Raw genomic sequence first — 12,502 nt, forward strand, 5'->3', positions numbered from 1 at the left:
CTGTCATGATGGGCACGTTAACCTGGATTCGTCGCTTCAACGGCACCCTGGGGCACCTGGCACCGCAAACGGTGGCCAACAAGATGCGCCGTGCCTTCATGACACCCCGCGACCTGCCGCCGCGTGACTGGGAACTGCCGCTGCTGGCGCAATCGGAGCGCATCACCTTGCGTTTTGGTTTGTCCGCCTTGCGTTGGGGCCAAGGGCCGGCTGTGTTGCTGATGCACGGTTGGGAAGGGCGGCCCACTCAATTTGCCAGCCTGATCACGGCATTGGTCGACAACGGTTACTCAGTGATTGCGCTGGACGGTCCCGCCCATGGCCGTTCGCCAGGGCGTGAAGCCCATGTGCTGCTGTTCGCCCGTGCCATGCTCGAAGCCGCCGCTGAGTTGCCGCCGCTGCACGCGGTGATCGGTCATTCCATGGGCGGCGCCAGTGCGATGCTGGCGGTGCAGTTGGGTTTGCGCACCGAGGCGTTGGTGAGTATTGCCGCACCGTCACGCTTTCTGGATGTGCTACGGGGCTTCACCAAGATGGTTGGCTTGCCGGCGCGGGCACGCTCGGCGTTCATCCAGGAGGTTGAGCAGACCTTTGGCATGCCGCTCAAGCATTTGGATGTGGCCCACTACCAGATGAATATCCCTGGCCTGATCGTGCACGCCGAAGACGATACGTTCGTCCCGGTCAAAGCCTCTGAAGCTATTCACGAAGCCTGGTTCGACAGCCGCCTGCTGCGCCTGGAGCAGGGAGGGCATCAGAAAGTGCTGGCCGACCCTCGCGTAATCGACGCGGTGCTGGCGTTGCTCGCCGGCCGTCGTCTACAGGCGCGGCAAACGGCCTGATACACTGCCCCGGATAAGTTAATCGACCGGGAGCAAGGCATGGGCTGGGATTTGGCAACGCCGTTTATCATCGATCTGCAGGTGGCCCCTGAAGACATCGACGGCCTGGGGCACGCCAACAACGCGGTATATGTGTCCTGGCTGGAGCGCTGTGCCTGGCGCCACTCTCAGCGCTTGGGCCTGGACCTTGCCGAGTATCGCCGCCTGGACCGCGCCATGGCAGTGGTGCGCCATGAGATTGACTACCTGGCCGCCGGCTACGAAGGCGACGAGCTACAACTGGCCACCTGGATCGTCGACTGGGACCAGCGCCTGAAGATGACCCGGCGCTTCCAGCTAGTCCGCCCGCGTGATGGCGCGACCCTGCTGCGTGCGCAAACCACCTTTGTCTGCATTGAACTCTCCACCGGCAAGCCCAAGCGCATGCCCGCAGAATTTCTCGACGGTTATGGCCCCGCCCTGACAGGGGGTTAACGGTTGCTGTAGGAAACCCAGTAAACTGCGCCACGATTTTTGTTGAGTGTTTTCCATGCAAATTGCTTTGGCGCCCATGGAGGGGTTGGTTGACAACATCCTGCGGGACGTTCTCACCCGTGTCGGCGGTATTGACTGGTGCGTGACCGAGTTCATCCGCGTCAACGACCGCCTGCTTACCCCCGCGTATTTCCATAAGCTCGCCCCGGAACTGCTGCACGGTGCTCACACCGCTGCCGGCGTGCCGCTGCGTGTGCAATTGCTCGGCTCAGACCCGGTCTGCCTGGCGGAAAACGCCGCGCTGGCCTGTGAACTGGGTTCGCAGGTCATCGACCTGAACTTCGGCTGCCCGGCCAAGACCGTCAACAAGTCCCGTGGCGGCGCGGTGCTGCTCAAAGAGCCCGAGTTGCTCAACCAGATCGTCGAGCACGTGCGCCGCGCGGTGCCTACCCACATTCCAGTCACTGCCAAGATGCGCCTGGGTTTCGACAGTCCGGATGGCGCCCTGGTCTGTGCTACGGCCCTGGCCGAGGGTGGCGCGGCGCATATCGTGGTGCATGCGCGAACCAAGACCGATGGCTACAAGCCGCCTGCTCATTGGGAATGGATTCCGCGCGTGCAAGACGTGGTCAAGGTACCGGTGTTCGCCAATGGTGATATCTGGAGCGTCGAAGACTGGAAGCGTTGCCGCGAAGTCAGTGGCGCTGAAGACATCATGCTGGGCCGTGGCCTGGTCGCGCGTCCGGACCTGGCGCGGCAGATTGCGGCGGCGCGGGCGGGCGAGGAAGTCGTCGAGATGACCTGGGCAGACATGCAACCCATGCTTCAGGATTTCTGGACCCAATCGGTAGCGCAATTGACTGAGCGTCAGGCGCCGGGGCGTTTGAAGCAATGGCTGGCGATGCTCACCCGCAATTATCCAGAGGCGGTGGAGTTGTTTACTCTGATGCGTAGGGAAACCGATCTGGAGCAGGTCGGGCGTTTGCTGGGAATGCCCAGTCGGCGTGAACAGTCGGTGGCGCTGCAAGATTAGGTTTACATATATAAGTGTTTCACCTGCTGCTGTAAGGGGCGCCGAAAGGTGCCTTTTTTTTGTCTGAAAAATGCGTTTGGCGTCACCAGCACTGCTTGGGACAGCCTGTTATGTTTATTTGTTTTGGGTGTTTTATTTGTGTTGTTGCGAGATATATGCAAGTACGTATGAATGTTTGCCTCGGTTGATACTAATTTTTAATGTTCTTGGGGGGCTTAGGTACCTGCGTGCGCGCTGATTAACATACTTTATGTTTTTTATATAGCTTTGTTGTTTTCTATAAGTTGCTTTGTTCATAGGGTGTTTCTTTACGTTTCCACTCTTGGCGGGTGTGAGGCGCGTACAGCCTGGATTTTCCTATGGGGGTCCATAGGGAAAAGTCTCTGGTGGTCATTTGGTTTCCTTATATAAGTCTCGATTGTCCGGAACTCATCTCCGTTACGCCCCACGAATCTTGCGAGTTTGCTGAGCTCGCTGCTGTTTCACACTTAACCTCAATCATTGTCTCTCTCCTGCTTGTGTGGGGGGCGCAGTTTTAGGAATAAAAACATGACTAATGTCTCGAACAAGCAATTCATGCCGATGAATAAACATTATGCACAGCTTGATCAGTCTTCCGTACAAGCTGATAAGCCGCTCGAATTGGCTCCGCCTGTGGACAATGTGAATAAGTTTCTTAAGGACGGTAGTCCGGCACCAAAAGAAAACAGTGTGCTGATGAATAAGGAGTCCCTGGAAAAGTTGTTTGCCATGTTTGAGTTCGTGGTCAAGGCGATGCGTAGCATGCTGGCCGGCATGGGGGTGTTCGCCAAGCTGCCAGGGGAGTTGGACGCGCAATCTCAGGTGAGGCCTGGCCTTGATGGAAAATCCGGCCTGGATGGCAAAGCAACTGTGGATGCGGGAGAAAAGACCAAAGGCACGCTTGAGGCTGAGGCGAAGGTAGCGGTGAAGCCTGGTTCAGAGGTGATAGTCATGCAGGATAAAAAACCTGCCCAACTGACTATTTCACCTGACGGAAAGCTCAATTCTACGTATTCAACCACCAGTCCCAACGACCTGGCACAGCGGAATAGGCTGTCATCCGTGACAGTGCAGGTCCAAAACTGTCATTGCCCGCACACAGATGAAAAGGTTGCGCCGCAACCGGCAGTGACGCCGGCACTTGATATGCAGCCATCGCCTCAACCTCCGGTCACACCGCCCACTCAAGACCTTACTAGCCCCGCACCTGATGACTTAGTTGATGATTTCAGCGGCTACTCCCAACCGTGTTTCGACAACCATCGAGCTAAAAGGCCCAGCCTCCGCTCACGTTTTTGAGCGGGTTATCTTGATGCGTTAAACATAAGCGCTGGCTCCTTGGTCGTGACGGCCAGGGGGCATTCAATGAGACTTAAGCCATGTTATCGACAAGCCATAACTGTGTTGCACCGCCAACGATTGAAGCTTACCGGGCACCGGAACTTTCAGTTCGTGCATCGCTTGATTCTGCACGAAGAGAAAGTATTCGGGCTGCAACACCTGTTCCTCACTCAGAGGTGAAGTCCGATAGTTTCAGTGATAACGCGGACACTTCCGCCTTATTCAACATGTTGGGCGAACTGTTCAAGCAGTTTTTCACCCAATTGCAAAGCCTCCTGCGTGGCGACGTGCGTCCGGTTGAACCAAAAAACAATGATGTACCTGTACCGCCGCGACCTGTGCAACCCGCTCCCGATACTAAACCCACCGATAAACAAGGCGAACCCATTCCCGAGCTTTCCAATAAACCTAAAGATTCAAAACCCACTAGTATCTTCAGCGGTTTTCGTCAGGGTCGGAATGGTAACTGCGTAACGGTCTCCGCGATCAAGGCGGCGATGGAAAAATTTGGCCAAAACCCTAAGAGTATTTACAAATCTGTCGAGAAAACTGCGGATGGATTTAAAGTCGTGATGCGTGATGACGTGACTGTAAAACTTAGCAAGGCGGAGTTGGAGAGTGCTATTCGCGGTTCAAACTTTGTCGGGTTGAATGATCCTGGAATGCTCAAGGATGCGCACTTCCTGTTTGCATGTTCTGCCAAGCGGGCGCAGAACGAGAATAACGACGGGTGGGCAGGGAGAAGTTTTGAAGCCGCCATAAGAAGCCTCAACGATGGTGAGGATGAGTGGGGGCCGGGGGAGGGCTTCAAACGTCTGGGGCTAAAGGATCATATGGCGCGCGTATCGGTGCGTGACTTCGTCGCTGACAAATCTTTGATTGGCATGGTCAACCGGCGCGGGCACTCAGTGGCTGTCGTGGATGGGAGTGAGGAACTCTATGGGCGCAAAAGCGGCCGGCCCACAGGTGGGGACGCCATTGCTTTGATTGACCGCAAAGTTTGATCAGGCATTTCTAACGAACTCGTCCAACTTTTCAATAACAGAGTGAACGATATGAGTACGTTTGCAACTGGATCTTTCGCGCGCTCAAATCCCGTGGCAGCGCCGTTGTCGAACAACTTGGAAACCGCTCGCATCCCGGCGTTTGACGTGCCGGAGCGGAGTTTCGGCGAGCATTTCAACGCAAGCTCGCACAGCGCAGTCATCAAGTTGATGATGCTCACGTTTGGCCCGCGTCCTACCGATTTATTCAACGATGTAAAGGCTAACAGCGAAGGTTATGACGTGACCATGAAAGATGGCTATCAATTGCATCTTTCCAGGCATGAGTTGAAACAGGCGGCCGCTGCGTCACGTTTTGCCGGCAATGAAAATGATGTATTGGGCAGTGCCCATTTTGCGTTGGCTGCGTTCATCAAGCGCAAACAAGTAGGTAGTGGCAATGCGGCTGCCCCGCCAAGTTTCGAGGCCGTCTTGATCCAATCGTTGCAGGGGGAGACGGCCTACAAGATGCTCAAAGGCATGGGCTTGTCCGGCCATCTCCGGTTCGTGCCCACTGCAACAGGTGTTGCCGAAGGGCGGGCGGGGGTTGCGGAGAGCTATGATGCGGGGTCATCGCTGATTCACGCTGGCAAGGCGCATCAATTTGGTCGGGAGCGTTCTCCCGATCGAAGCTATATGTACACATTGGTGAGCGACAGTGTGCCAAAGCCCCACATTGCGCCTGCCCCCGAGCCGCCGTCAGTTCTCCCCGAGGTAGTCTCTTCCAATAAAAGAGTCCGCCGCCACATTGCTGAGGTGTTGCAGGGGGTCGCGGCAACCGCGCGAAACTTCGGTGAAGTATTCGACTTGAGCAGCCATGCCGCCGTCATCAAGATGATGATGCTGCGGTTTGGTCGCTCACCCTCCGACATGTTTGAAAAAGTCGAGGCCACGACGGGCGGATATAGCATCACCATGAAAGATGGGTTTGAAGTGAGGCTGTCAAAGCAGGAGCTGCAGCGCACGTGTGAAGCCTCGCGCTTTACCGGTCCTGACGCGCAAGTGGTCGCCGACGCCAATTTCATGCTGGCCGCCTTTGCCAAGCGCAAGCAAGTTGAGCGCGAGGTTGAGTTTGATGCAGCGTTATCGAGCACCTTGCGTGGGGAGCACACCTACGTTGTTTTGAAAGGTATGGGGCTGACGGGTTTCTTACGCGTTGCGTCCCCAGACAAGTTGCGTGAGCCAGGCAGCGTCGGCGTCATCAGCACCTTTAACTATTCGGGTGCGTTAGTCGCGGATGGCATCAAGGATGATAACGGTGGGCAAGCGACAGTCAGCAAGGATTATGGCTACCAGCTTGCTGCGGACTTACCTGCCACCCACAGCGGTAGGCCTGCGCAGTTCCCGGCTGCACCTGTCGGCGTCAAGCCCGACAATATCTGGAGCGGTTTCTATCAGGGCGTTGAGGGTAACTGTGTCACGGTGTCGGCGATCAAGGCAGCGATGATGAAGTACGGGCAAAACCCTACAGGAATCTTCAAGCGCGTCACTGAATCGCCAGAAGGTTTCACCATCACCATGCGCGACTCTTGCACGGTTCGGCTTACCCGTGCCGAGCTGGAAATGGCACGGGCGGCTGCCAACTTCCATGGCGAGGATAAAGGCCTGGTTGACGATGCTGTCTTCCTTTACGCGGCGAGCGCCAAGCGTGCTCAACTGGAGAATCACGAATTCCGCGCGGGCGCCGGTTTTAACGCCGCCCTGAAAACGCTGAACGACGGCGAAGTTCCTGGCGATGCGTTACGCCGCCTCGGCTTGTACGCCTTTACCCGCTCCAGTAGCGTGCAGGAACTGGCATCAGGCGTGCCAGGCACCTTGGCGAACTTCGGGCATTCGGTGGTCGTGGTGGAGGGTGCCATGGATGAATATGGGGTCAAACGCGAGTTGCCAGGCTCACGCTGGATGCAACAGGGCGGTCACGCCTTGAAACTGGTTTAACCTCGGCTGTCTCCCGCGAGCAGGCGCTCCCTGAATCCGATCATGGGCAGTGGCCGGCTGTGCAAATACCCTTGGTACAAATGGCAACCCAGGCCCTGCAGGAACGCGAGTTGGTCCTGGGTTTCCACGCCTTCGGCAATCACCTCCAGGTTCAGGCTGCGGGCCATGGCGACAATCGCGCGGATGATCTCCGCGTCGTTGGGGTCATGGGTCGCATCGCGCACAAAAGACTGGTCAATCTTCAGCGCATCCACCGGCAGGCGCTTGAGGTAGGTCAGCGATGAATAGCCGGTACCGAAGTCATCCATCGCAAAGCTTACGCCGAGTTTTTTCAGGCGACGCATTTTGCTGATGGTGTCGTCCAGGTTCTGGATCACGATGCCTTCGGTGATTTCCAGTTTCAACAGGCTGAACGGCAACTCGTGCTGCTTGAGGCTGCGCTCCACGCGCTCCACGAAGTCGTTCTGGCGAAACTGCCGAGGGCTGATGTTTACGCACAGGCTGAAATTCAGTGGGTCGACCAGGCCTTCCGCAATCAGCTGTTGGAAGGCCGCGCAGGCCTCGTCCAGGATCCACGTGCCGACTTCAAGGATCAGGCCACTGTCCTCCAGCACCTTGATGAATTCGGAAGGCGACTGCGCACCCAACTGCGGATGCTGCCAGCGAACCAGGGCCTCGGCGCCGACGATGCGATTGCCGCGCGCATCCACCTGCGGTTGGTAATGCACACTGAACTCGCCACGCGACAGGGCCAGGCGCAGGTCGGTCTCCATGCGCAGGCGTTCGCTGGCGGTTTTTTGCATGCTGTTGTGGAACATCTGTGTGGTGTTACGCCCTGAGTCTTTGGCGCGGTAAAGGGCGATATCGGCACGCTTGAGCAAGTCTGCCGGCGTGGAACCGTGATCGGGAATCAACGCCACGCCAATGCTCGGCGTGACCTGCAAGCGATGGCCGTCCAGGAACATCGGCTCCGAAAGCAGCTCGCGCAAGGTGTCAGCCAGTTCCTGGACCTGGCGGCTGACTTCCGTGCGCGTGCCATCCAGGCCGCTGAGCAGCACCACGAACTCATCGCCACCCAAGCGCGCCACGGTGTCTTCCATGCGCACGCTGGCTTCCAGGCGTGCGGTGACGATCTTCAGCACCGTGTCGCCCACCGGATGGCCGAGGGAATCGTTGATGTGCTTGAAGTGGTCGAGGTCGAGGAACAACAGCGCGCCGCGCAGGTTATGCCGCTTGAGCAGGGCGATCTGTTGGCTCAGGCGGTCCATCAACAAGGCGCGGTTGGGCAGGTTGGTCAGCGGGTCGTGGTAGGCCAGGTGGCGGATCTGCGCCTGGGCGTTTTTCAACAGGCTCACGTCCCGCGCAGTCAGCAGCAGGCACGGAGTTTCATTCAGGGTGATGGGCTCTACCGAGACTTCCACCGCCAGCAACTCGCCGCGTTTGTTGTGCCAGAGCATTTCCAAGTGATGGATGCGGCCCTTGATCTGCAATTCGGCCAGCAGCGCGGCGCGTTGGTTCTCGTCGGCCCAGATGCCGATCTGGTACAGGGTCAGGCCAATGGCTTCTTCGGCGCGATAGCCGGTGAGCCGGCAGAAACCATCGTTGACCTCCACATAACGGCCGGTGTCACGCTCGGTGATGGAAATGGCGTCAGGGCTGGAATGGAATGCCTTGGCAAATTTCTCTTCACTGGCTTTGAGTGCGGCTTCCGAGCGCTGTTGCTGGGTGATGTCACGCAAGGTGGTGACGATGCACGGTTGGTCACCCACTTTGATCAAGCGACTGGAGATCACGCAGGTCAGCGCCTGGCCGTTCTTGTGATGCACCACGATCGCCACATTGCTCAGTGCCTGCTCGCGGATCACCCGTTCGATCCGTTGCAGGCGCTTGCTGGATTCGTCCCACAGGCCAATCTGCTCGGCACTCTTGTCGATTACTTCGGCGGCCGTCCAGCCAAAAGTCTGGGTAAACGCGGGGTTGATCTCGATAAACGCACCGCTGTCCAGGCCGGTGACGCAGATCGGGTCGGGGCTGGCTTGAAAGAGGCTGGCGAATTTCTCTTCGGAGGCTGTCAGGCGTTGTTCGCGTTCGACCTGGTCGGTGATGTCGAGCAAGGTGCCGGCCATGCGCAACGGCGCGCCGTGTTCATCGCGGTAAAGGCGTGCGCGGCTTTCGAGGTAGCGTGAGCTGCCGTCCTCCATGGGGACGCGGTAAGTCAGTTGGTAGTTGCCGGCCGGGCCCTCACGCAGAGTGCGGTAGGCATTGCGCATGCTCTCGCGCTCGTCATCGGGCATGCCTTCGAAGAACGCATCGAACGACTCATGGAAGGGTTCCGGCGGCAGGCCGTGCAATTGGGCGGCGCGGGCCGAGCCATAAAGCATGCCGGTCGGGATGTGCCAGTCCCAGGTGCCCAGTTGCGCCGAGTCCAGGGCCAGGTCGAGGCGTTCCTGGCTGTCCTTGAGGGCTTGCTCGGCGTTTTTACGCTCGGTGGTGTCCAGAAACGTGCTGATCAGGTAGGCCTCGCCCTCCAGCTCGACTTTTTGCGCGCTGAGGGTGCCGTCGTGGATCTGGCCGTTACTGGCGCAAAACTGCACCTCCATGGTGATCGGCTCGCCCTTGCGTTGGGTGGCTTTGACCAACTGCGCGCGTTGCTCCGGGTGACGCCACAGGCCGAGGTCCAGGGTGGTGCGGCCGATGGCATCGGCGAGCGGCCAGCCGAACAGCATTTCGAAGTACTGGTTGGCCTCGCTGATCAGGCCGTCGGCCTGGCGGGTCAGCAGGACCATGTTCGGGCACAGGTGGAACAACGTGGCGAAGCGTTTTTCGGAGTGGCTGAGGGCGGTTTCGCGATCGCGCTGGTGGGTGATCTCGCGGATCACCCCGATCATGCGGCGCCGCCCGGTTTTGTCCGGCGCCAGGCTGCCGTTGATTTCCAGCCAATGAAGGCTGCCATCCGGCCATTGGATACGGTGATGCATGGCCTGCTCGAACGGCTCGCCCGCCAGCACCGCATGGAACGCCCGCACCACACGAGCACTGTCTTCGGGGGCCAGCAGGTCGAGGTAGTCCAGGTCCTTGGGCAGTGGCTGGCGCGGATCAAAGCCGAACAACGCCTGGGTGCCCCGTGACCAACTGATGCGGCCGGTGTCGATTTCCCAGCACCATGCTCCCAGCCGGGCAGCATTGAGCGCTGCCAGCAATTGCGGGGCGCTGTCCCAGCTTTGTTCCGCCGCTTGAGGGTCAAGGGCGTAGATGCGGGGCAGGGGTGGCACGGAATCGACGGGGTTGCGCATTATCAAGAGGCCTTGGCTCAATGGGCGTTCGGCGCGGCTTTATTCAGGCCTGGAGGCCGCACAGCTTCATGCCGGTATCCCTGGCAGATCGACCTGTGCATCCAATAGGCTCATGAAAGCCCGCGCAGCGTTCGACAGCGTCCTTTCGGTGTGCACGATATAGCCTAGCTGGCGACTGAGCTGTATGCCCGGCAAAGCGATACTTGCCACCTGATCATCGAGCATGGTGCGCGGCAACACGCTCCAGGCCAGGCCGATCGACACCATCATCTTGATGGTTTCCAGATAGTTAGTGCTCATCGCGATGTTCGGCGTGAGGCCCTGGGCTTCGAACAACCGGCTGACAATATGGTGGGTAAAGGTGTTGCCACCGGGGAAAACGGCAGGGTGGCCGGCAATATCGGCCAGGCTGATGCTGCCGTTGCTGATCAAGCTGTGCTCCGGTGCGACCACAAAATCCAGCGGGTCATCCCAGACCGGGGTGGCGCGGACCAGGTTGTGAGGATCGGGCGCCAGGGTGATCACTGCCACTTCGGCGCGGCCATGGAGGATTTCTTCGTAGGCCACTTCCGAATCGAGGAACTGAATATCCAGCGCCACATTCGGGTATTCCCGGGTAAAAGTGCGCAGCACCGGCGGCAAGCGATGCAGGCCGATGTGGTGGCTGGTGGCCAGGGTGAGGCGCCCGCTGACTTCGCCGGTGAGGTTGGTGAGGGCGCGACGGGTGTCGTCCAGCACGTTGAGAATCTGATAAGCCCGTGGCAGCAAGGCCCGCCCGGCCTCGGTCAAGCCGACTTCACGGCCCAGGCGATCGAACAGGCGCACCTTCAATTGTTGTTCCAGACCGGCGATGCGCTTGCTGATGGCCGGTTGGGTCAGGTGCAGGCGTTCACCGGCGCCGGAGAAGCTGCCGGTCTCGGCGATGGCAATAAAGGCGTTGAGGTTGGCCAAGTCCATTGTGGTATTCCAGTTGGTAATCCAAAGCATAAAAAATATGAATTTGAGTTATTTAATGTAGCGCCATACCATCAGCCTCACAAGCCAAAGGGTTATTGAAAAGCCCGGCATAGAGAAACACCGCTGATGAGGACCGACTGATGGCCGGCAAAACGCTTTACGACAAGCTTTGGGATTCCCATGAAGTGAAACGGCGCGACGATGGCTCGTCGCTGATCTATATCGACCGTCACATCATCCATGAAGTGACCTCGCCCCAAGCGTTCGAAGGCCTGCGACTGGCCGGGCGCAAGCCTTGGCGCGTCGACTCCATCATCGCCACCCCCGACCACAACGTACCGACCACGCCGGAGCGCAAGGGCGGCATCGAAGCCATTGCCGACCAGGTGTCGCGTTTGCAGGTGCAGACGCTCGACGACTACTGCGACGAATATGGCATCACCGAATTCAAGATGAATGACGTACGTCAAGGCATCGTGCACGTGATCGGCCCGGAGCAGGGCGCGACATTGCCGGGCATGACCGTGGTCTGCGGTGACTCGCACACCTCCACCCACGGTGCCTTTGGCGCCTTGGCCCATGGCATCGGCACGTCCGAGGTGGAACATGTGTTCGCCACCCAGTGCCTGGTCGCCAAGAAAATGAAGAACATGCTGGTTCGCGTTGAGGGCAAATTGCCGTTCGGTGTGACCGCTAAAGACATCGTCCTCGCCGTGATCGGCAAGATCGGCACCGCCGGCGGTAACGGCCATGCCATCGAGTTCGCCGGCAGCGCCATTCGCGACCTGTCCATCGAAGGCCGCATGACCATCTGCAACATGTCCATCGAAGCCGGTGCCCGTGTGGGCATGGTGGCGGCAGACGAAAAGACCGTTGAATACGTCAAAGGCCGTCCGTTCGCTCCGGCAGGCGCGGATTGGGACGCTGCGGTAGAAGCCTGGAAAGACCTGGTCTCCGATGCTGATGCGGTGTTCGACACTGTGGTCGAACTCGACGCTGCTCAGATCAAGCCGCAAGTCAGCTGGGGAACGTCGCCGGAAATGGTCCTGGCCGTTGACCAGAACGTGCCGGACCCGGCCAAAGAGGCCGACCTGGTCAAGCGTGGTTCTATCGAGCGCGCCTTGAAGTACATGGGTTTGCAGGCCAACCAGGCGATCACCGATATCCAGTTGGATCGCGTGTTCATCGGCTCCTGCACCAACTCGCGGATCGAAGACCTGCGCGCCGCGGCCGTGATCGCCAAAGGCCGTAAAGTGGCGTCGACCATCAAGCAAGCCATCGTAGTGCCAGGCTCCGGTCTGGTTAAAGCCCAGGCAGAAGCCGAAGGCCTCGACAAGATCTTCCTCGAAGCCGGTTTTGAATGGCGTGAGCCGGGCTGCTCGATGTGCCTGGCGATGAACCCGGACCGTTTGGAGTCGGGCGAGCATTGCGCGTCCACCTCCAACCGTAACTTCGAAGGGCGTCAGGGCGCCGGTGGGCGTACCCACCTGGTCAGCCCGGCCATGGCCGCTGCGGCGGCCGTCAACGGTCGTTTCATCGACGTTCGCGAATTGATCTGAG

The 12,502-nt window shown here is 58.8% G+C and carries 9 protein-coding genes; 7 read left to right on the forward strand and 2 right to left on the reverse strand.

The annotated features are described in order from the left end of the window. Positions 1 to 8: 8 nt before the first annotated feature. The 6 genes from HX868_RS12595 (at position 9) to HX868_RS12620 (ending at position 6,692) form a co-directional block, all read left to right on the forward strand. Positions 9 to 842, forward strand: coding sequence for an alpha/beta hydrolase (locus HX868_RS12595; protein ID WP_177003267.1), 834 nt, complete (start codon positions 9 to 11; stop codon positions 840 to 842). A 39-nt stretch (positions 843 to 881) separates the two neighbouring features. After that, positions 882 to 1,316, forward strand: coding sequence for an acyl-CoA thioesterase (locus tag HX868_RS12600; protein WP_177003089.1), 435 nt, complete (start codon positions 882 to 884; stop codon positions 1,314 to 1,316). A 55-nt stretch (positions 1,317 to 1,371) separates the two neighbouring features. Further along, positions 1,372 to 2,349 (forward strand): tRNA dihydrouridine synthase, encoded by a 978-nt coding sequence (locus HX868_RS12605; RefSeq protein WP_177003090.1) that lies wholly within the window; start codon positions 1,372 to 1,374, stop codon positions 2,347 to 2,349. Positions 2,350 to 2,898: 549 nt separating this feature from the next. Beyond that, positions 2,899 to 3,669, forward strand: a complete 771-nt coding sequence (locus HX868_RS12610; protein WP_177003091.1) for a hypothetical protein — start codon at positions 2,899 to 2,901, stop codon at positions 3,667 to 3,669. A gap of 80 nt (positions 3,670 to 3,749) precedes the next feature. Further along, complete coding sequence (locus HX868_RS12615; protein WP_425504223.1) at positions 3,750 to 4,715, forward strand: hypothetical protein; 966 nt, start codon at positions 3,750 to 3,752, stop codon at positions 4,713 to 4,715. 51 nt (positions 4,716 to 4,766) lie between these two features. Then, complete coding sequence (locus HX868_RS12620; RefSeq protein WP_177003092.1) at positions 4,767 to 6,692, forward strand: hypothetical protein; 1,926 nt, start codon at positions 4,767 to 4,769, stop codon at positions 6,690 to 6,692. Here the strand turns inward: HX868_RS12620 and HX868_RS12625 are convergent. Further along, positions 6,689 to 9,985, reverse strand: a complete 3,297-nt coding sequence (locus HX868_RS12625; RefSeq protein WP_177003093.1) for an EAL domain-containing protein — start codon at positions 9,983 to 9,985, stop codon at positions 6,689 to 6,691. The genes HX868_RS12620 and HX868_RS12625 overlap by 4 nt on opposite strands. Positions 9,986 to 10,051: 66 nt before the next feature. Continuing rightward, positions 10,052 to 10,942 carry a LysR family transcriptional regulator gene (locus HX868_RS12630; RefSeq protein ID WP_038845586.1) on the reverse strand — a complete coding sequence of 297 codons (891 nt, stop codon included), beginning with the start codon at positions 10,940 to 10,942 and terminating at the stop codon, positions 10,052 to 10,054. 140 nt (positions 10,943 to 11,082) lie between these two features. On the opposite strand from HX868_RS12630, the gene leuC reads away from it, so the two are divergent. Beyond that, on the forward strand, positions 11,083 to 12,501 hold the full coding sequence (gene leuC / locus HX868_RS12635; protein ID WP_028617121.1) for a 3-isopropylmalate dehydratase large subunit: 1,419 nt from the start codon (positions 11,083 to 11,085) through the stop codon (positions 12,499 to 12,501). Position 12,502: the final 1 nt, after the last annotated feature.

Source organism: Pseudomonas reactans (genome assembly GCF_013385825.1).
In the GTDB taxonomy this organism is placed as follows: domain Bacteria; phylum Pseudomonadota; class Gammaproteobacteria; order Pseudomonadales; family Pseudomonadaceae; genus Aquipseudomonas; species Aquipseudomonas reactans.